Genomic DNA, 19,857 nt, shown 5'->3' with positions numbered 1-19,857 from the left:
GGAGGAACGACGGGTCACGCCACCCGTGCTCATGAGCGACGACGATGGTCAGGAGAAGGACATGGCACCAGAACCGCCGCTACCGGGAGCAGACAAGGACGGCGAGAAGACCACCGCTGCGCCGCCACCCGCGGCAGCGGAACCGGGGCCACCGGCTACGGAACCGGCGCCACCGAAAGGTCGTTCACTCCTCGCCCACGCCGGGGAGCAGATCGCGCCCGGCATGAAGGATCTTCCGCCGCCGGAGAAGCCGAAGTTTCTACTCATCATGATCGCGGTGGCCATCGTGTCCCTACTGGCGACTCTGGTCGTCACCCACTTCTTCAACCGGGAGACCGCGGATTCACGGGTCGGGACGGACCTGGACGCCGGCCAGCGGCACGACCAGGCCAAGACACCCTTCGTCGCTTCGGTGAAGTACGACCGCACCATCCCCGAGTTCTGGCGGATCGTCCTCGACCGGCCGTTGACCCAACCGGAGCAGGTGAAGCTGGAGTCGCTCGGATCCGACGTGGAGATCTGGCGCTTCCTCCGTACGTTGGGTGGACGTCTGCTTCCCTTTCCGTCGATGATCGGTGGCTTGCCGGGTGGCTTCACAGACCCGTCCACCAGTGACGCGGCGGTCTTCACCATGAACATCATCAGTGACCGGACGACCCAGCTCTCGATCATCGACATGCACGCGGTCAACGTCTCCTGCCAGCCGTCGACGGCCAAGGCGGTGATCGACGTCGCCCCGGAGGGCGGTGCCGCTTACGAAGGGATGCTCTTCGATCTGACCGAAGAGGATCCGATCCCGTACATCGCCGATGACGTCGAGGAGCAGGGACGGCCGTACTTCAGTCGCCGTAAGATCGACCTGGGTGGTGGCATGTCCCCCGGCGGGCTGCGTGTGGAGGCGGTCACCGGGGAAAAGTCCTGTAGTTGGGAGATCGAGGCCACTTACCACGACTCCACGCCGCAGGGTGGCGGAAAGCTGATTCTCCGCGACGGGGAGAAGCCGTTCGTCGTGGAGGCCCGGCCCCGGCACCCGGAGCAGTACTGGATCCGGAGTTCCGCCACCTTTCCGGTGTTGAATCCCCCGAACCTGGTCCCGTGCCACCGGATGCCCACGGCTGCGGCGTGTCAGGGCCGGTTCGACCCACCCTGACCGGACCCCTCGCCAACCCGAGCCGGGACAACGTGTCTGCTCACCTGCGGTACCCGGCACGACGACGAGCATCGTCGATGTTGCCGGAGCGGTCCGGGTCGTGTTGCAATGGCTCACATCGCCGCAGCGCGGGGGCAACCGCGCTGGGAACGGCAGCACGGGAGCAGCAGCACCGGTAGCGCGCCGGTCTCACCGGCCCTCGCGCGCCGCCTCGTCGGGCCGTCTCCACGTACGACGGGCACACCCCTGGGCAACCGTCCCCGCCGTACGTGTCCCACCACAGCCGACGCCGGAGATCCGACCGGCCGGAGGCATCCGGGCCGTCTGCCAGGGCACCGGAAACGGCGACCAGACAAGAGGTAAGCATGTTCTCCCGGCAGAGTTTCGCGGGATGGTACCGAAATCGATTCGTGTGGGTGGCAGCGATCCTGACCTTGACGGCCGGCGCGGTCGTACTGACCAACTCGGCCGGATCGGAAGCCGAGCCGACGGATCTGCGGACACGGATCATGGCCCGAATGCGGAGCACGCTCGAACAGGTGGACCCGGGGCAACACCACCACGCTGGACATGACGCACCGGCCGCCACCGAGGGCCGGGCGAAACCGGCGGTGATCTGCGGAGTCCGCGTCTACGGTCACGAGCCGGCGGAAGCCACCGCCCTCGCCGACGTGCGAACGGTCTACGGCTTCCGCCTCTGCGGGATCGCCGAGCAGAAGCGTCCGTGGGACTGGGCCGTCAAGCTCGTCGGTCCAGTGATCATGGACATGTCCATCGAGCCCCCCGGCATTCGGACGGTCGAGGCGAGCGCCGATGTCGCGTTCGTCGACCGGTTGCGCGAGATGTTCCCGCAGAAGTACGTGGAGCAGGCGCGCGAGGAGGCGCTGACCGGGCCGGAAATGGCAGACCTGCGTCGCCGGTATGACGCCGCGGCCGGGCTCTGACCGCGTCAGGAGGACCGGAACCGGCGGCCGGGCCCGGCGAGCGATCCCGGCCGGCGGGTGTCTGCGCACGGGCCGGGTAGAGCGACGGCATCGCGTGACCGGCGTCGCGCAGGCCGTCGGGCAGCTTGCGCAGGTCACCCATCGCCGGGCTGGTGTTCAGGTCCCCGGCGAGCAGCACCGGTTGGGGGTTGGACCCCACGTCACGGGCCAGCGCCCGCCACTGCGGTTCCCGCTGGGCGTGCTGCTCGCGCAGCACCCGGTAGAAGTCTCCGTCGAACGGGCCGTGCTCGGGCGAGAGCTGCACGGGCAGATGCAGGTTGTACGCCGACAGCACGCGGCCGCCGCCGAGGTCCAGGTCGGTGCGGAGGGTCTTGTAGCGCCACTGGTCGCCGGCTCCCGCCACCGCCGGCGGCAGGCCGGCCGGCTCCAGCGGCACCTGCCGCAGCACCGGCAGGCGGGAGACGGGTGACCAGCTCGCCGGCGACCACGACCTGGAAGCCGGGGAACTCGGCGCGCAGCCGGTCGAGCGTGGCCGGCGTCGGTCCGGCGCTCTTCTCGTACCAGTATTCCTGCAACAGGTAGACGTCGGCGTCCGCGTCGCGCAGCAACCCGTACAGCGCCTCGGTCTCGCCCCCAGTTACCTTTTTCGTGGCTCCGCAATGGGGCCTCCGGCCTTCGGGTCCGGCATGACTTCCCCTCCTTGTTGTTCATGATCCGGGGGGTGGTGTCACCGGGCCCGGAGGCATCGACTGGCCGGACGGATCGAGGAACTCCTGGACGCCCACCCTCTTTCCAAGGTCCTGACCTCGATGCCGGCGTCGGCGTCAGGACCGGCGCCCGCATCCTGATCGAGGTCGGCGACGGCAGCACCTTCCCGACCGCCGGCCACCTCGCCGCCTACGCGGGTCTCGCCCCGGCCACCCGGAACTCGGGCTCCTCCATCCGCGGCGAACAGCCCTCCAAGAGAGGAAACAAACAGCTCAAACGGGTTTTCTTCCCTTTCCGCGTTTGCGGCCCTGGGCGACCCGGCGTCCCAGGCCTACTACGATAAGAAGATCGCCCAGGGCAAGCACCACACCCAGGCCCTGCTCTGCCTCGCCCGGCGCCGGACCGACGTCCTCTTCGCCATGCTCCCCGACGGAACCTTCTACGAACCCCAACCCGTCAAAGCGACTTGAGACTTGCTTGCCCTCGACCCAAGCCCATGGTCAGCTTCGAGCATGAAGGACGAGACTTCCGAGCATCTGGGGCTCATCCGTCGCTGGCTCGCGGGCGAAGTCGTCAACGACACCGTCGGCATCAAGATCGTCGGCGGCCCGTTCAACGGGCAGACCAAAATCGTTGAGCTCGACCAGGCAGGACTGCCACCCGCAGGCTTCCGAGGCCGCCCAGGTCGAGCACCAGGACCCTGGAACCCTGCCGTCAAACACACATACCTGGCAGTCCGAGCCCCCGACACATCCGCAGGCTGGATCTACGAATACGCCGAGGCCGACACCACCGCAGAGACTTGCCCAAACCCATAGGGGCACCCCCCTCGTCACAGTAATTCCAGACGAACACGCGCAGGGCGTCGGGCGGGGCCGGGCCGTCCCCGCCCTGCCACCGGCGGACGTTGACGCCGCTCTGCCCCGCGCCGAGCAGCAACGCGGCGGCGGCGAGCAGCGCCACCGTGCGGCGCCGCCGCCGGACCGCCGCCGCGCCGGCCCCCAGCGCCAGGGGCGCCAGGAGAAAGAAGAGCGGCGGCACGGCGTCCACCGCGAGCCAGAGCCACCAGCGCCCACTGAGCGCCAGGTGCGCGACGGTGAACGCGAGCCAGAGCGCGCCGGTGCCAGCCAGGACCGGCACCAGACCCAGTGGTGGTGCCAGGAGACCGGCGAACGAACACGCCCGTCGTCGCGCAGGCCAGCGGGCCGTGCAGCTCGTCTCCGGCGCGGGCGCAGCGGGCCGCGACGACGATCCCGGCCACCGCTGTCAGCGCCGCCACCGGCAGCCAGACGGCACGCACGTCGGCGAGGCGCGCCAGCGCGCCCGCCCGGTAGGCCGCGAGGTCGCCCCAGAACCGGCCGGTCGCCCGGTACACGACGACCGCGCCGGCGGCCACCAGCACCGGGAGCAGCAGCAGGGCGGTGGCCGGGAGCGCCGGGCCGGGGTGACGTCGCGGCCGAGGGCCGGGGTCTGGTGCCGACGAAAGGGTCGTCACCGATCTCCCCTTCAAGCCTCGGCGGGAGAACGGTAGCAATCGATCGCTGAACGCATCCTGTAACTGGTCTGGATTACCCACCGTCCACAGCGGCCGGATCGACACCGGCCGTCGCGCCGGACAGAGTCACATCGGAGACCCGGCTATCGCCTACCGCTGAGGGGCCGATAGCCGTCTCGCGACAGCGACGACTGCGGCTGGTCCTCAGGGGCAGTGCCGCCAGGCGGTGGTGAACAGGTCCGGTTCGCCGAAATTCCCCGCCTTGAGCAACAGGGCGAGCGTGGGGCTGCCCTCGGAAACCATCCACGGCAGGCCCGGGCCGGCCGTCGGTCCCACCCGCAGTGTGCCGAGCTTGAGTGCCCGGACCACCGCTCCCGACGTCTCGCCGCCAGCCACCAGCAGGCGGCGGACCCCGAGGGTGTCCACCGCGTGCCGGGCTATCTGTGCGGTCGCCGTCTCCAGTAGTGCGGCGGCTCGTCCCGGGCCGAGCCGGGATTCGTACCGCGCGACGTGCTCTGGACCAGACGAGGAGGTGACCAGAACGGGTCCGCTCGTGTTCCGGTATGCCCCGGCCACCGCAGCGGCCACGGCGTCGACCGTCTCGGCGAAGCCGATGTCAAGGTCGACTGGGGACAGCGTCACCCGAGGCCCAGGGAACTCATCCACCTGTTCACGGGTCCGCTCAGAACAGCTGCCAGAGAGGATCAGCTGCCGGCCCTCCGGCACCACCGGTACAGTCCGCGCGGGGATGATGACGCCGCTCCGACAGGCTCCGGCCGTCGAAGTCCGCGTCGCTGTGCCGGATGTCCGTGCCAGCGCAGCCGCCAACCCAGCGGCACCGCCCGTCAGCACGCCGTTCGGCATTGCCAGCAGAGCGATGGCCAGCGTGTCCAGATCCCGGTCGGCGAGGGCGTCGACGATCACGTGTCGGGCGCCGTTACAGCGAGCGGCCTCAACCGCTGCGGTGACGGCGGCCGGGCCAGCGGCGACCGTAGTCTGGTCGACGAGCGCAACCTCACCCTCGGCCTGGCGGGAGAGCACCCGCACGAGGTCGGGGTCGCGCATCGGGGTGAGCGGGTGGTCCCGCAGCGGCGACTCGGAGAGCAGTCGCCGGCCGACGAAGAGGTGCCCCTGGTAGACCGTGCGGCCCACCCGAGGCGTGGCCGGCGTGCCCACCGCGACGGCGTCGCCGATGAGGTCGACCAGGGCGTCCGCCACCGGGCCGATGTTGCCCGTGTCGGTGGAGTCGAACGTCGAGCAGTACTTCTGGTAGAGGGTGGTGCAGCCGGCGTCGAGCAGCCACCGCGCCGCGGCGAGTGACTCCGCGACGGCCTGGTCACGCGGGGCGGTCCGGGACTTCAGCGCCACGACCACGCAGTCGCTGGCGGGCGGCGGCACCGTGGGGCGGCCCACCACCACGACCGCCGACCCACCCGCCTCGCTCACCGCGTCCGCGAGGTCGCAGGCCCCCGTGAAATCGTCGGCCACGGCACCGAGCCAGGGCCCGGTCACGGTCCGGCCACCCGGGTGGCGCTCGCCGCCGGCCAGGACGCCGGGACGGCCGTCCCGGCGTCCAGCGGCGCGACCACCACCTCCCGGCAGGTCGCCCGCAGCAGCGCGAGCTGGTCGGCATCCGTCCCCGCGTCGACGACGACCGTGTCGACCGCCGCCAGGTCCAGGAACCGCATCGGGGCGTGCGCCGCCAGCTTGCCGTGGTCGAGCAGCAGGACCACCCGGCGGGCGATGCGGGCCATCGCCCGCTTGATCTCGGCGTCCGCGGCGTTGGCGGAGTAGACCCCCGTCGGCCCGGCGGCCGTCGCGGAGAGCACGGCCACGTCCACCGCCAGGTCCTCCAGGCCGGCACGGGTGATCGGCCCGGTGAAGGAGCGGGTCGCGCGGTGGTGGGCGCCGCCGAGGGAGATCAACTCGAGGTCCTCGCGCCCGGTGCACGCCAGGATCACCGGTATCGAGTGGGTGACGACGGTGAGGCCGCCGGGCAGCCGGGCGGCGAGGGCCGCGACCGTGGTGCCGGCGTCGAGGGCCACCACCGCGCCCGCCGGTACGAGCGGCACGGCGGCCCGGCCGACCGCTTCCTTCTCCGCCGTCGCGGCATCCCTGCGCTGCTCGAACGGGACGCCGTACGCCGGCACGGGGGCGCTCGCGCCACCGGCGACCCGGTTCACCAGTCCCTGGGCGGCCAACTGCCGCAGGTCACGGCGGATGGTCATCTCCGACACGCCCAGCTCGGCCGCGGCGTCGGTCGAGGAGACGTAGCCCGCCTCGGCCGTCCGGCGCAGGAGTTCGCGGCGCCGCTCGGGAGCCTGCGTGTAGCGCACCGGTCCATCCAAGTGCGACCACACTCGTTTGTCAATCGCCGAACATCGACCTTGACCCGTTCGTTCGAAACCGAACAGAATGGCCCCGTGAATGGCGCCACGCGTCCCACCGACGCGGTCGAGGCCGACCCGCCGGAGGCGCCGCGTGGCGGCCCCTCGGACGGGACCTGCCTGAGCGTGGGCATCGACGTGGGAACCACCAACACCAAGGTGGCCCTCGTGGCGATCGACGGTTCCGCGGTCCGGGTACGCGCCGTCGCCACCGCCCCCACTCCCCCGCCCGACTCCGTGCGGCGCGTGCTGGTCGGCCTGCTCCGCCAGGTGCTGCACGGGTCGCCGGCGCCGGACGCCGTGGGCATCGCCTCGATGGCCGAGACCGGCGTGCCGCTCGACGCGACCGGAACGCCACTCGGTGCCTGGCTGCGCTGGGACGGCCACCGGGCCGGGGCCGAGGCCGCCGAGCTGTCCCGCCGCCTCGGCTGGGCGCACCTCGTCGCGGCGACGGGGGTACGACCCAGCGCCAAGGTCCCGCTGGCCACCTGGGCGTGGCTGCGGGCCAACCGGCCGGACACGTGGCGGGCCATGGCGTCCTGGGCGGGCGCGGCGGACCTCGTCTGCCTGCTGCTCACCGGCCGTCTGACGACCGACCACACGCTGGCCGGGCGGACCATGGCGTACCGGTTGCCCCGCCCCGGCCAGCCGGTGCCGGAGGCCTTCGACACCGACCTGCTGGCCGAGGTGGGCCTGCGACCGGAGCAGCTGCCGACCGTCGTGCCACCGGGCACGTCCGCCGCCACCGTCCGGGACCCGGCCTTCGTGGACGCCGGGCTGCGGGCCGGGACACCGGTGGTGGTGGCGGGCCACGACCACGCCGTCGGCGCGTACGCCTGCGGGGTGCGGGAGCCGGGCGACGTCGCGAACTCGCTCGGTACGGCCGAGGCGGTGCTCTCCGTCGTCGCCGGCTGTCCCGACCCGGTGGCCGTGGCCCGGGCCGGCATGAGCACGGTCGTCCCGGTGGCCGGCCGGCACCGGGCGATCCTCGCCGGCTCGTCGAGCGCCGGAGCCACCATCGCCTGGTGGCTGGCCCACGAGTCCGGCGGCGTCCCGGCTGCCGAGCTGTCCGCCCAGGTGCTCGGCCGCGGCGACCGGCCCACCGACGTGATCGTCCTGCCGTACCTGTCCGGGCGGCAGGCCCCGGCGCCCGACCCGCGGGTCCGGCTGCGGATCCTCGGGCGGCGCCCCACGCACACACCGGCCGAGCTGGCCCGCGCGATGTTCGAAGGGCTGTGCCTGCAGACCCGGTGGATGCTGCACGAGCAGGCCCGGCTCGCCGGCGGGCCCGCCGATGCGGCGGTGACCCTGTTGGGTGGGGCCGGCGCGGCCAGCCCCGCCTGGGTCCGGGTCAAGGCCCACGTCCTCCCCGCCGAGCTGCGGGTGGTGCCGGCGGCGCAGCCGGTGGCCGCGGGCGCGGCGATCGTCGCCGCCGTTCGGGCGCACCGGACCGGGCCGGGGGCCCCCGCGCTGGCCTGGCAGCCAGGACCGGCGGTCGCGGGCGCCGGCCGGGACTACGACGAGCCGTTCGCCAGGTTCGTGACGGCCGCGACCAATGCCGAGGCGGCTGACGACGATTCGCGAGGAGAAGAGGTCAGATGACGGGATCGGGAAGCGCGGAGCCCACCCTGGACGCCATCGCGCGGCCGGCGGGCGGGTTCGCGATGGTGGCGATGGACCAGCGGGAGAGCCTGCGCACGATGTTCGCCGAGGCGGGCGCCGGCCGGCCGGACCACGACGGGATGGTCGCCTTCAAGACCGCGGTGGCCCGCGCGCTCGGCCCGCTGGCCTCCGGCTTCCTCATCGACCGGACGACCGGCCTCGATCAGATCCGCCGCGACGGGCTGCTGCCCGCCGGGTGCGGGCTGATCCTCGCCGCCGACGCCCTCGACCAGGAGCCCGGCCAACCGGTCGAGGACACCCGGCTCGACGAGGTGGTCGCCGCGCCGGAGTTCGACCTCACCGGCGTACGGGCGATCAAGCTGTTGCTGCTCTGGCGCCGCGACGCGCACCGCGAGCGACGCGTCGAACTGGCCCGGCGGTTCATCGGCCTGGCGGCGGAGCGCGACGTGCTCTCGGTGCTGGAGCCGGTGGTCCGGGCCACCCCCGAGGAACTGTCCGCCGGCCGGTGGGACCAGGACGCGGCGATCCTCGAGGCGGCCCGGGAACTCTCCCCGCTGCGTCCCAGCCTCTACAAGGCGCAGGTGCCGCGGCAGGGCCGGGGCACGACGGACGAGCTCCGGCGGGCGTGCGAGGACCTCGGCTCCGCCGTCACCGGCCCCTGGGTGGTGCTGTCGCAGGGCGTTCACCGCGACGACTTCCTCGACGCGGTAAGGGCCGCCTGCCAGGGCGGTGCCAGCGGCTTCCTCGCCGGCCGTGCGCTGTGGAGCGACGTGGTGGGCCGCCCCGACGTGGACCGGGCACTGGCCGAGATCTCCGTGCCCCGCCTCGAACGGCTCGTCGAGGTGGTCGACCGGGAGGCGACGCCGTGGCGGAAGGCATGACCGCCGACCCGGGCACGGTCGGCCTGTTGCACACCGTTCCCGCGCTGGCCGCGACGTTCGACGACCTGCTGCGCGCCTCGGTCGCGACGCCCCGCCGGATCCACGTCGCCGACGCCTGGCTGCTGGACACCGCACGCCGCGAGGGCGTCACGCCGGCCGTCCGGGACATCGTGCTCGCGCACCTGCGCCACCTGGAGTCGGTCGGGGTCGACGCCGTCCTGGTCACCTGCTCCTCCATCGGCGAGGCGGCGGAGGCGGCGGCCGGGCGGGCGCGCGTTCCGGTCGTACGGGTGGACGCGGCGATGGCCGACGAGGCGGTCGCCGTCGCCGCCGCCCCCGGGGCACGGGGACGCATCCGCGTGCTCGCCACCCTCCCGTCCACGCTCGGGCCGACCGGACGGCTCGTCGAGCGGGCGGCCCGCGGCGCCGGCCGGCCCGTGGAGGTGACCGCGGAGTTGGTGGCGGACGCCGCCGATGCGCAGGACCGCGGCGACCGGGAACGCGTGGACAGCCTCGTCGCGGCGGCCGTCGTCCACGCCGCGGCCGGCGCGGACGTGGTCGTGCTGGCCCAGGCCTCCATGGCCCGCGCCGCCGCGCTGGCCGACGTCGCGGTACCGGTGCTCAGCTCGCCGCACGGCGGCGTGGCGGCGCTGTTGCGTGTCCTGTCCGACCGGCCGGACTGATCCGGCAGCACCTTCGAGGAAGTGACCGATGACGACGCACCGCTTCCCACCCGGCTTCCTCTGGGGCGCGGCGACCTCCGCGTACCAGATCGAGGGCAGCCTCGACGCCGACGGGCGGGGGCCCTCGGTGTGGGACACCTTCGCCGCGCGCCCGGGCACCATCGAGGGCGGCGGCGACGGCTCGCGGGCCTGCGACTCGTACCGGCGGTGGGACCGCGACGTGGAGCTGGTCGCCGGGCTCGGCCTGGGCGCGTACCGGTTCTCGGTCTCCTGGTCCCGGATCCTGCCGCAGGGTCGCGGCCGGGTCGAGCCACGCGGCCTGGACCACTACGAGCGGTTCGTCGACGCGCTGCTCGCCCGCGACGTGACGCCGATCCTCACGCTCAACCACTGGGACATGCCGGAGGCGCTGCTGGCCGACGGCGGCTGGGTGGGCCGCTCCAGTGTGGACGCGTTCACCGAGTTCGCGGCGGCGGTGGCCGACCGGCTCGGCGACCGGGTGCACTGGTGGATCACTCAGAACGAGCCGTGGATCATCGCGCTGCTGGGCTACCAGCTCGGCCTGCACGCCCCCGGCGTCCGGGACCTGCGCGCGTCGGTCGCGGCCGGTCACCACGTCCTGCTCGGGCACGGCGCGGGCGCCGACGTGATCCACGCCCGCGCGCCACAGGCGCGGGTCGGCTGCGCGCTGAGTCTGTTCCCGTGCGACCCGGCCAGCGACGACCCGGCCGACCTCGCCGCCGCCCGGGGCTCGGACGGCTACGTGAACCGGTGGTACCTCGACCCGCTGCTCGGCGACGGCTACCCGGCGGACATGTGGGCGCACTACGAACGGGCCCTGGGCGGCGGCCTCGACGACATCATCCGGCCCGGCGACGCCGAGCTGATCGGTGGCCGCAGCGACTTCCTGGGCGTCAACTACTACACCCGCCGGGTCATGGCCGCGGCGCAGCCGGGCCCCGGGCGTCCCTTCCCGTGGCGGGTGGTGGGGCCCTCCGGTGACGTGACCCGCACCGACGAGGGCTGGGAGGTGGCCCCGGACAGCCTGCGCGACCTGCTGATCCGGTTGCACCACGACCACCCCGGGGTCCCGCTGATGATCACAGAGAACGGAGCGGTGTACGGCGACACCCCCACCCACGACGGGCTGGTGCACGACCAGCGGCGCATCGACTTCCTGCTCGGCCACCTGCGGGCGGTGCACCAGGCCGTCGACGCGGGCGCGGACGTGGTGGGCTACCTGCACTGGTCGCTGCTGGACAACTTCGAGTGGGCGCTGGGCTACCGACCCCGGTTCGGCCTGGTGCACGTGGACTACCCCTCCGGCCGGCTGACCGTGAAGGACTCCGGCAGGGTGTACGCCCGCATCGCCGCCACCGGCCAGCTTCCCGACACCCGCCCCACCGTGCCGCCGTTCGGCTGACATCGAAGGAGAACTCCCATCAAGCTCACCTCTGGGCCCGGCACCCACACCGTCACGGCTGCCGGCTACGTGTTGCAGGTACGCGCGCCGCAGCGGCTCGCCGTCCTGGCCGACGCGGACGGCCGGATCTGGTCCCGGCTGAGCCTGCTGGCCTCGGTGGACCGGGTCGACCTGGCGGACGAGTCGTACGACTTCGACGAGCCGGTGGTGTCCGCCGGGCGGTACGACGGCGAGGACGTCGTCGAGGTGGAACTGGCCTGCCGGAGCACCGCGTGGACGGCCAAGTCGGTCCGGCTCCGCTGCTTCGCCGACCGGATCGAGGCGTCGGTCGGCGTCACCGGCTCCGGCACGCTCGGCGACGTCCGGTTGCTGGGCGGCCGGGCGGTCCTGCCGAGCGGGGCGTGCGGCACCTTCCGTTCCTCGACCGACTTCGCCTCGGTGTTCAACCCCACCCCCACCGAGCCGGTCCAGGTGGTGCGGCCGGCCTCCACCGCCGCCGCCCTCGGGGTCGTCGGCGACGCCTCGGCCGGACGGCTGCACGCCGTCTTCTCCCCGCCGCCGCTGTTGCTGGCGTTCGGGCGGGAGACCGCCCGGCACGCCACCCACGTCCCCGACGGTGGCTGGCTCACCGCGGGAGTGCTGGGCCACGTCGCCGACCTGCGCTTCACCGAGTTGCGGTACGTCCCGCTGGACGGCGGCTTCCTGCTGGAGCTCGACTACGACGGGCACACGCGCGTCGACGGGTCGTTCGAGAGCCCCACCGTCGTGCTCCGGCCGGCGGCCGACCCGTGGCAGGGCCTCGCGACGTACCGGGCGGACCTGGTGGAGCGCGGCTTCGCGCCCGCCGCCGCGGCCACGCCCCGCGCCGGCTGGTGGACCGAGCCGATCTTCTGCGGCTGGGGCGCGCAGTGCGCCGCCGCGCCCATCCCGGGCCAGCCCATGTCGTACCCGTACCACCTGTCGGAGCTCGGGCCGGCGCTGGTGCCCGACGGCCTGCCGGTCGCCTTCGACCTGGCCCGCCAGGACCGCTACGACGGCTGGCTCGGCCGGCTCGCGGAACACGGCGTCGTCCCGGGCACGGTGGTGATCGACGACCGCTGGCAGCTGGCGTACGGCACCGCCGAGCCGGACCCGGCCCGCTGGCCCGACCTGCGGTCCTGGATCGACCAGCGGCACGCCGCCGGCCAGCGGGTGCTGCTCTGGTGGAAGGCGTGGGACCCGACCGGCCTGCCGTCGGCGGAGTGCGTGACCGACCCGGGCGGGCGGCCGGTCGCCGTCGACCCCGGCAGCCCCGCGTACCTCGACCGGCTGGCCCGGATCGTGACCGGGTTGCTCGGTCCGGACGGCCTGGACGCGGACGGCTTCAAGATCGACTTCACCCAGCGCGCGCCGACCGGTCGGGGGCTGCGGCGACCGGGAGCCCCGGCCGACGCCCCGTGGGGGATCGCCGCGCTGCACCGGATGCTGGAGACGCTGTACCGGGCAGCGAAGGCGGTCAAGCCGGACGCTCTCGTCGTCACCCACACGCCGCATCCCGGCTTCGGCGACGTCTGCGACATGATCCGGCTCAACGACATCCTCGAACGCGATCCGGACGGCGGGGTCGTCCCGGCCGTCGACCAGCTCGCCTTCCGGCACGCCGTGGTCGCGGCGACGATGCCCGACCATCTCGTCGACACCGACCAGTGGCCGATCGCGGACCGGGCGGAGTGGCGCGCGTACGTCGAGGCGCAGCGCCGGCTCGGCGTGCCGGCGCTCTACTACGCCGAACGCGTCGACCGCTCCGCCGAGGAGCTGACCGGGGACGACCTCGCCCTGGTGGCCCGCACCTGGCGGGACTACCGGGCCGGGCGGCAGACGACCGGCGAGGCTCCGGCGGCGACCGCGCGCCGACCGCTGGGGGTCGGATGAGCACGCCGGCCGAGGTGGTCGTGTACGCCGCCACCTCGGCCGGCGTGTGCGCGGCCGTCGCGGCCGCGGACGCGGGCGCCGACGTCCTGCTCCTCGAACCGGGCCGACACGTCGGCGGGATGACCTCCGGCGGACTCGGCTACACGGACGTCGGTGACGTGCGGGTGCTGGGCGGCCCGGCCGCCCGGTTCCCGCGGGAGGTCGCGGAGCACTACGGCGTGTCGGTGGGCCACTACGCGGGCCCCGAGCCGCGGGTCGCCGAGGCGATCTTCCAGCGCTGGCTCGACCACCCGAGGATCCGGCTGGTCACCGACAGCGCGGTGCGCTCGGCGCGGCTGCGGGACGGTCGGATCGTCGAGGTGGCCACCGGCGACGGCCGCACGTTCGCGGGCGGAGTCTTCGTCGACGCGAGCTACGAGGGAGACCTCCTCGCGCTCGCCGGGATCCCGTACGCCGTGGGCCGGGAGGACCGCGCGTCGTACGGGGAGCGCTGGGCGGGACGCCAGGAACTGCTGCCCGGCCGGCACACCATGCCCCCGTTCATCTCCCCCTTCTCCGACGATCCGGCGGGCCACCGCGAGGGCCCCGTGCTGCCGCAGCTGCGTACCGGCCCGCTGGCCCCGGTCGGCACGGGCGACGGCGGCGTCATGGCGTACGGCTACCGGGTCTGCCTCACCACCGACGCCGACCGGATCCCGTTCTCCCGCCGCGACGGCTACGACGAGGCCCACTGGGAACTCGGCCGCCGCCTGTTCCACCACTGGCGCCGACAGGGCTTCGAGCCGACGGCCGGGGCACTGCTCGGGCTGGAGGCCAACCTGCCCAACGGCAAGTGCGACGGCAACTCGCTCGGCCCGTTCTCGCTCAACGTCCTCGACGGCTCGGCCTGGGAGTATCCCGACGCCGACCCCGTGCGCCGGGAGGAACTGCGGCTGCGCCACCTGCACCACACCCAGGACCTGCTCTGGTTCCTGGCCAACGACCCGGCCGTTCCGGCGAACGTACGGCGGGAGCTGCGGCGCTGGGGCCTGCCGGCCGACGAGTTCCCCGACACCGGGCACCTGCCGCACCAGCTCTACGTCCGCGAGGCGCGCCGGATGCTCGGCGAGTACGTCCTCACCGAGCACGACCTGCTCGGCGCCCGGCCGCAGCACGACGTCGTCGCCCTGGGCTCGTACCACCTGGACGTCCGGGAGGTGCAGCGGACCTGGCGGTGGGTGCCCGAGCATCCCCGGCCGGTGGCCATGGTGTTCACCGAGGGCTACCTGTCGGTGCCCACGCCGCCGTACCCGATCCCGTACCGCGCGCTGGTGCCCCGCTACGCCGACTGCCTGAACCTCATCGTCCCGGTCTGCGTCTCCGCCTCGCACGTGGCGTTCTCGTCGATCCGGATGGAGGTGCAGTACCAGATGCTGGGGCACGTCGCCGGGTTGGCCGCCACGCTGGCGCTGCGCGACGGCCGTCCCGTGCAGTCGGTGGACACCCCGCTGCTACAGCGACACCTCCGGGACGCGGGGCAGATCCTCGGGCTGTGACGTCCCGCGCTGCCGGTGGGCGGCCGGCCCCGGCCGCTCCCCTGCGGCGGGCGCGGAACGGCCCGGGGCCGCGCAGGCATCCAGCGCGGCCACGACCAGCGCCCTCCCCTCGGCGGTCATCAGCCACGGCGCCAGGCCGTCCGCGCCCAGGAACACGCCGACCCGCGGCGCGGGTGCGACGGTCCCGTCCGCCAGCCGGGCGCCCCGGGGGTAGCGGAACAGGGCCGGGCGGTTCTCGTCCACGACCAGCGCCACGATCTGCGCGTCCGGCCCGACCTCGGCGACCGTCAGCTTGGCCGGTCCCCGGTAGACCGTGACCACGTCGTCGAGCCCGGCGGCGACGGGGTCGGCCGGATCCACGATCCGCACCCGGTCGCGGGCGAGCAGCACCTCGCTGTGCCGGGCGAGCCCGAGCGGGGCGAGGCCGTGCCAGGCCAGCAGCGGTGCGCCGGCGTGGGCGACCGCCTCGATCGCCGGTCCGTCGGCGCCCCGGGTGACGACGACGAGCGACGCCGCCGCGACCTCGTCGGGGCCCGGCGCGTGCCGCCGGCACACCGCGTACCCCCGCTCGCCGAGCAGCGCGGCGACGGCCTCGTCCCCGGCCGTGCGGCGCTCGCCGGTGACCAGCAGTGCCACCGGCCGACCGTCGGCGCGAGCGGGGCGGCCGGCCGCGTCCCGCTCCGCCTGTCCTGCCGGCCCCGGGTCCGCCTGAACGGTGCGGTCCAACACCTCCCGCACGAACGGCGGGACGACCGCGCGCAGGACGTCGGCGTAGTGGCTCTCGGCCCGCGCGAGGGCCCGCCGGGTGTCCTCGACCGCGTCGGCGGTCGCGGTGTCCAGCAGGCGGACGGCCGCCAGTCCCGCCGCCGCCATGTCGGCGCCCGCGACGAGCCACGGGCGCAGGGCCGCCACCAGGAGCTCCGGCTCGGCCGCCGCGCGGCACGCCCGGGCCAGCCCGGTGAGGCGCCCGGTCAGCACCCCGGCGGCGTCCGGCCGCCCGGCGAGGGTGTCGGCCACCGCGCGGACCAGTTCGGCGTCCGGTTCGGCGCTCGGCGGCCAGGAGCCGCACACCCCGACCAGCGGCGCCAGGTGCTCCGCTCCGGCCCCGGCCACCGCGTCCAGCGCCCGCCGGCCGGACGCCGCCGGGTCGTAACGATCCGGCTCGCGGGCCCAGTCGGCCACCGACATCAACGGGATCCGGGACGGCACGGCCTGGATCATCGGATTGGCGAGCACCCCAACCAGCGGCGAGCCGGCCAGCTCGGTGGTGCGCCCGGTGAGCGGACCGAGGAAGAGCCGGCTCGGCTCGAAGTCGTTGACCGGGAAGTTGTCCCACAGCATCAGGCGGCGCTGGTAGCTGGCGGAGGCCTTGTCGATGTCCGACCGGCTCACCTCGCCCACCACGATGTCGTGCCCGGTCCAGGCCACCACGACGTCCGGCGGGGCGGTCGCGGCGAACCGCCGGCGGTAGGCGGTCTCCTCGACCCCGGCGTAGTCCGTGGGGCAGACCAGCAGCGGTTCCCGGATGCCACGGGGCGCGAGGAACTCCGCCACGAACCGGGTGCACGTCTCGCCGTGCGCGGCGCCGGCCGCCCCGGCGCCGGGCCACCGGTCGACCTCCTCGGGCCGGGTCAGTTCGGCCGGTACGTCGTCGAAGAACAGGGCGAACGAGTCCACCCCGACGTCGTGCAACTGGGCGGCCTTCGCGGCGAGCGCCTGGTAGTCCACCTCCTCGGCGAAGCGCATCGACAGGCCGGGGCTGATCGCGTACGTGAAGCGGACGCCCAGCGTTCGGGCGGTCTCCGCCAGCTCGGCGAGCCGGGCGAGGTCGGGTGCCGGGTAGCGGTGCCGCCAGCGGGCCCGGTGGTAGGGGTCGTTCTTCGGGGCGTAGACGTACGCGTTCAGGCCGACGCGGGCGGAGAACTCCAGGTGCGCCATGCGCTCGGCGTGCGACCAGGGCGGGCCGTAGAAGCCCTCGACGGTGCCGCGGGTGGACAGGGCGGGGGGTGGTTGACCAGCCGGGGAGGGGATGAGAGCCGACATTCTGGGAACGTTATCAGCAGGTCCTTCCCTTATGAACCAACGCTTGTCCTGGTGCGAATACTGAATCTTCCCCAGGGCCTATGGGATCGATACCATGCCGCACATGACCGCCTCGCGCGTATCGGAGATTGCGCCCGGCATCTTCCGGGTAAGGGACACCTGCAACGTCTATGTGGTGCGCTCGCCGGAAGGGTCCGAGGGACCGGACGGCGTGACCGGCCGGGACGGCACCTCGGCCGCGCGCACCGCCTTCGCCATCGACTTCGGCTCCGGTCTCGCCCTCGATCACCTGGCCGAGATGGGGATCGACCGGATCACCGACGTCCTGATGACCCACCATCACCGCGACCAGGGGCAGGGCCTGCCCCTGGCGGTGGCCGCGGGCATCCGGATCCACGTGCCGCCGGTCGAGCGGGACCTGTTCGCCGACGTGGAGGGGATGTGGCAGGCGCGCACCCTCCACAACGACTACAACCTGCGGCAGGACAGGTTCTCGCTACTGGAGTCGGTACCGGTGCACGACGTGGTGCCCGAGTACCGGCGCCGCACGTACGCGGGAACCACCGTCGAGGTGGTACCCACGCCCGGCCACACCACCGGGTCGGTGACCTACCTCGTCGAGCGCGGCGGCCGTCGCCTCGCGTTCACCGGTGACCTGGTCTACGCCCCCGGAAAGGTCTGGTCGCTGGCCGCCACGCAGTGGTCGTACACCGACAACGAGGGTCCGGCGATGACCGTGCTGAGCTGCTACCAGCTCATGGAGCGCGACCTCGACCTGCTGCTGCCCTCGCACGGCGAGCCGATGGACGAGCCGCGGGCGGCCCTGGGCCTGCTCGCCACCCGGATGGGCCAGTACGTCGACTCGCGCCGCCCGTACCCCTGGGACCTGCGGGACCGGCTGGACAACCCGTTCACCGCGCTCACCGAGCACCTGCTGCTGAACCGGACCAGCAACTCGTGCAGCTACGTCCTGCTGTCGGAGACGGGCGCGGCGCTCGTGATCGACTACGGCTACGACATGACCACCGGCCTGCCCTCGGGCACCGACCGGGCGTCGCGCCGCCCCTGGCTGGCCTCCCTGCCGGCGCTGCGGCGCAACCACGGCGTCACGTCGATCGAGGTGGCCCTGCCGACCCACTACCACGACGACCACGTCGCCGGCATGAACCTGCTGCGGGACGTGGCGGGCACCGAGATCTGGGCGCCGGAGAACGTGGCCGGGATCCTCGAGGCGCCCATGGTCGAGGACCTGCCGTGCACCTGGTACGACCCGATCCCGGTGGACCGGCGGCTCCCCCTGGGCGAGAGCTTCACCTGGCACGAGTACGAGATCATGGTCCACGAACTGCCCGGCCACACCCTCTACGCGGCGGCGTACGAGTTCGTGGTGGACGGGGTGACCGTGCTGGTCACCAGCGACCAACAGGTCGGCTCGGGAGTACGGGGCGGCCCCCGCGAGGTCCTGAACTACCAGTACCGCAACCGCTTCCGCATCGGCGACTACCGGGCGAGCGCCGAGCTGTACCGCCGGGTCGGCCCGGGGCTGATGGTCTCGGGGCACTGGGCGCCGCGCTGGGTCACCGACGACTACCTGGAGCTGTTGACCGAGGCGGGCGACGAACTCGTCCGGGTCCACCAGGACCTGCTGCCGCTGGACGAGGGCGAGGTCGTCGCGGACGGCGTACTCGCCCGAATTGCGCCGTACTACTCACGGGCGCAGACTGGCACGGTCGCCCGCTTCGTCGTCAGCGTGAGCAACCCACGACCCTCCGTCGAGAAAGCCGTGGTATGTCTTGTGCTGCCGGTAGGCTGGGTCGCTGTGCCGGACGTCGCGGCGATCTCGTTGCCCCCGCTCGGGCGGGGGGAGATAGAGGTCGAGGTGACGCTGACAGGGCCGGCGCGACGACGGGCCCGGATGGCCGTCGATGTGAGCATCGGCGATCTCCACCTGGGTCAGCACGCGGAGGCACTGGTGGACGTGACAGAAGCTGGGTCGACGTGACGGAAGCGGGACGGGTGGCCGAATGAAGAGTGGGCTGACGGTGCCCGACGGGTTCCCTCCGGCACGTCGGCCTACCATCAGGGAGGTCGCCGAGACGGCAGGGGTGTCCCGGTCGACCGCCTCCCGGGCGTTGACCGGTCGCGGGTACGTCGCACCGGCGGTGCGCGACCGGGTCCGGGAGGTCGCCCGCAGCCTCGGCTACGTGCCCGACGCGACCGCCCGGCACCTGCGGCAGCAGGCCAGCCAGTCGATCGGCGTGCTGGTGTCGGACCTGAACAACCCGTTCTACGCCGGGCTCGCGGCCGGCATCAGCCAGCAGGCCCGCAAGCGGCAGTACACGATGATGCTGGCCGACGACGGCGGTTCCCCGGAGGTCGAGGCGGAGGCGGCCGAGGCGTTCGTGGCCCTGCGGGTGGCCGGGGTCATCGTCACCCCTGTGTCGGCGGAGATCAGCACCTACCTGGCGCGGCAGCGGATCCCGGTGGTGGAGGTGGACCGCCAGTTCTCGCTGGGCGCCTGCGACGCCGTGATGGTCGACAACAGCAGTGCCGCCCGGCAGGTCACCTCGCAGCTGCTGGACCTCGGCCACCGGCGCATCGCGATGGTGATCGACGAGATGCACTGGACCACCGGCCGGGACCGGCTCGCCGGCTACCGGGCGGCGTTCGCGGCGGCCGGCGTGCCCTTCGACGACTCGCTGGTGGTCAGCGCCGGCTGGGACGTCGACGCCGCCCGGATCGAGGCCCACAAGCTGCTCAGCCGGCCGGAGCCGCCGACCGCCGTGTTCGCCGCCAACAACGTCCTGGCCGAGGCCGTGTGGCGGGCCGCGACCGAACTCAACCTCACCATCCCCGATCAGCTCAGCCTGGTGTCGTTCGACGACGTCTCGTGGATGAGCCTGGTCCAGCCCGGAGTGACCGCCGTGGCGCAGGATCCGGTGGCCCTCGGCGAGGCGGCCATCTCCCAGCTCTTCGAGCGCATCCAGTCGCCGCACGCGCCGGTGCGGACCGTGCTGCTCTCGGCCACGGTCACCTCCCGCGGCTCGACGGCCCCGCCCCGGACGCGCTGACCG

The 19,857-nt window shown here is 73.5% G+C and carries 15 protein-coding genes and 1 pseudogene; 13 read left to right on the top strand and 3 right to left on the bottom strand.

The window, feature by feature from the left end; genetic code table 11:
- The first annotated feature begins 31 nt into the window (after positions 1-31).
- The 5 genes and pseudogenes from ACLQ20_RS24945 to ACLQ20_RS24925 all read left to right on the top strand — a co-directional run bounded on the left by ACLQ20_RS24945 (position 32) and on the right by ACLQ20_RS24925 (position 3,620).
- The gene (locus ACLQ20_RS24945) at positions 32-1,150 is read left to right on the top strand and encodes a hypothetical protein (protein WP_425857830.1); all 1,119 of its coding nucleotides are present in this window, start codon (positions 32-34) and stop codon (positions 1,148-1,150) included.
- A gap of 365 nt (positions 1,151-1,515) precedes the next feature.
- On the top strand, positions 1,516-2,094 hold the full coding sequence (locus tag ACLQ20_RS24940) for a hypothetical protein (RefSeq protein ID WP_151453039.1): 579 nt from the start codon (positions 1,516-1,518) through the stop codon (positions 2,092-2,094).
- Between the two features lie 181 nt (positions 2,095-2,275).
- Positions 2,276-2,563, top strand: a complete 288-nt coding sequence (locus ACLQ20_RS24935; RefSeq protein ID WP_151453028.1) for a hypothetical protein — start codon at positions 2,276-2,278, stop codon at positions 2,561-2,563.
- A gap of 292 nt (positions 2,564-2,855) precedes the next feature.
- A pseudogene (locus tag ACLQ20_RS24930) lies at positions 2,856-3,272 on the top strand (transposase); the annotation flags it as partial.
- 42 nt (positions 3,273-3,314) lie between these two features.
- On the top strand, positions 3,315-3,620 hold the full coding sequence (locus tag ACLQ20_RS24925) for a hypothetical protein (protein WP_425857829.1): 306 nt from the start codon (positions 3,315-3,317) through the stop codon (positions 3,618-3,620).
- A gap of 881 nt (positions 3,621-4,501) precedes the next feature.
- Here ACLQ20_RS24925 and otnK read toward each other — a convergent pair.
- Positions 4,502-5,809 (bottom strand): 3-oxo-tetronate kinase, encoded by a 1,308-nt coding sequence (otnK, locus tag ACLQ20_RS24920; RefSeq protein WP_425857828.1) that lies wholly within the window; start codon positions 5,807-5,809, stop codon positions 4,502-4,504.
- On the bottom strand, positions 5,806-6,633 hold the full coding sequence (locus tag ACLQ20_RS24915; RefSeq protein WP_425857827.1) for a DeoR/GlpR family DNA-binding transcription regulator: 828 nt from the start codon (positions 6,631-6,633) through the stop codon (positions 5,806-5,808). Before ACLQ20_RS24915 ends, otnK begins: the two co-directional genes overlap by 4 nt.
- Positions 6,634-6,720: 87 nt before the next feature.
- Here ACLQ20_RS24915 and ACLQ20_RS24910 point away from each other — a divergent pair, with 87 nt between their 5' ends.
- The 6 genes from ACLQ20_RS24910 to ACLQ20_RS24885 all read left to right on the top strand — a co-directional run bounded on the left by ACLQ20_RS24910 (position 6,721) and on the right by ACLQ20_RS24885 (position 14,740).
- A complete protein-coding gene (locus ACLQ20_RS24910; RefSeq protein ID WP_425857826.1) occupies positions 6,721-8,286 on the top strand; it encodes an FGGY-family carbohydrate kinase in 1,566 nt (521 codons plus the stop codon).
- On the top strand, positions 8,283-9,188 hold the full coding sequence (locus tag ACLQ20_RS24905; protein ID WP_151453032.1) for a hypothetical protein: 906 nt from the start codon (positions 8,283-8,285) through the stop codon (positions 9,186-9,188). Before ACLQ20_RS24910 ends, ACLQ20_RS24905 begins: the two co-directional genes overlap by 4 nt.
- On the top strand, positions 9,173-9,871 hold the full coding sequence (locus tag ACLQ20_RS24900) for an aspartate/glutamate racemase family protein (RefSeq protein WP_425857825.1): 699 nt from the start codon (positions 9,173-9,175) through the stop codon (positions 9,869-9,871). Before ACLQ20_RS24905 ends, ACLQ20_RS24900 begins: the two co-directional genes overlap by 16 nt.
- A gap of 28 nt (positions 9,872-9,899) precedes the next feature.
- Positions 9,900-11,294, top strand: coding sequence for a GH1 family beta-glucosidase (locus ACLQ20_RS24895; protein ID WP_425857824.1), 1,395 nt, complete (start codon positions 9,900-9,902; stop codon positions 11,292-11,294).
- A gap of 69 nt (positions 11,295-11,363) precedes the next feature.
- Complete coding sequence (locus tag ACLQ20_RS24890) at positions 11,364-13,205, top strand: hypothetical protein (RefSeq protein ID WP_425857823.1); 1,842 nt, start codon at positions 11,364-11,366, stop codon at positions 13,203-13,205.
- Positions 13,202-14,740, top strand: coding sequence for an FAD-dependent oxidoreductase (locus ACLQ20_RS24885; RefSeq protein ID WP_425857822.1), 1,539 nt, complete (start codon positions 13,202-13,204; stop codon positions 14,738-14,740). Before ACLQ20_RS24890 ends, ACLQ20_RS24885 begins: the two co-directional genes overlap by 4 nt.
- Here ACLQ20_RS24885 and ACLQ20_RS24880 read toward each other — a convergent pair.
- Positions 14,696-16,783, bottom strand: coding sequence for a beta-N-acetylglucosaminidase domain-containing protein (locus ACLQ20_RS24880; protein WP_425857821.1), 2,088 nt, complete (start codon positions 16,781-16,783; stop codon positions 14,696-14,698). The two genes, ACLQ20_RS24885 and ACLQ20_RS24880, sit on opposite strands and share 45 nt — an antisense overlap.
- 103 nt (positions 16,784-16,886) lie before the next feature.
- Between ACLQ20_RS24880 and ACLQ20_RS24875 the strand changes: the two genes are divergently transcribed.
- Both ACLQ20_RS24875 and ACLQ20_RS24870 read left to right on the top strand, forming a co-directional pair.
- On the top strand, positions 16,887-18,785 hold the full coding sequence (locus tag ACLQ20_RS24875) for an MBL fold metallo-hydrolase (RefSeq protein WP_425857820.1): 1,899 nt from the start codon (positions 16,887-16,889) through the stop codon (positions 18,783-18,785).
- A gap of 22 nt (positions 18,786-18,807) precedes the next feature.
- Entirely contained in the window at positions 18,808-19,854 is a 1,047-nt protein-coding gene (locus ACLQ20_RS24870) for a LacI family DNA-binding transcriptional regulator (protein ID WP_151457031.1), read from the top strand.
- The last annotated feature ends 3 nt before the right edge of the window (positions 19,855-19,857 follow it).

The organism is Micromonospora sp. DT46 (assembly GCF_049841735.1).
Taxonomy (GTDB): Bacteria; Actinomycetota; Actinomycetes; order Mycobacteriales; family Micromonosporaceae; genus Micromonospora; species Micromonospora reichwaldensis.
This window is presented reverse-complemented; position numbering and strand designations above follow the sequence as displayed.

Bases quoted from the DNA above. Each gene is read 5' to 3' on its own strand.
- ACLQ20_RS24945 (WP_425857830.1), top strand. From the start codon at position 32: ATGAGCGACGACGATGGTCAGGAGAAGGACATGGCACCAGAACCGCCG.
- ACLQ20_RS24940 (WP_151453039.1), top strand. From the start codon at position 1,516: ATGTTCTCCCGGCAGAGTTTCGCGGGATGGTACCGAAATCGATTCGTG.
- ACLQ20_RS24925 (WP_425857829.1), top strand. From the start codon at position 3,315: ATGAAGGACGAGACTTCCGAGCATCTGGGGCTCATCCGTCGCTGGCTC.
- ACLQ20_RS24905 (WP_151453032.1), top strand. From the start codon at position 8,283: ATGACGGGATCGGGAAGCGCGGAGCCCACCCTGGACGCCATCGCGCGG.
- ACLQ20_RS24895 (WP_425857824.1), top strand. From the start codon at position 9,900: ATGACGACGCACCGCTTCCCACCCGGCTTCCTCTGGGGCGCGGCGACC.
- ACLQ20_RS24885 (WP_425857822.1), top strand. From the start codon at position 13,202: ATGAGCACGCCGGCCGAGGTGGTCGTGTACGCCGCCACCTCGGCCGGC.
- ACLQ20_RS24880 (WP_425857821.1), bottom strand. From the start codon at position 16,783: ATGTCGGCTCTCATCCCCTCCCCGGCTGGTCAACCACCCCCCGCCCTG.
- ACLQ20_RS24875 (WP_425857820.1), top strand. From the start codon at position 16,887: ATGACCGCCTCGCGCGTATCGGAGATTGCGCCCGGCATCTTCCGGGTA.
- ACLQ20_RS24870 (WP_151457031.1), top strand. From the start codon at position 18,808: ATGAAGAGTGGGCTGACGGTGCCCGACGGGTTCCCTCCGGCACGTCGG.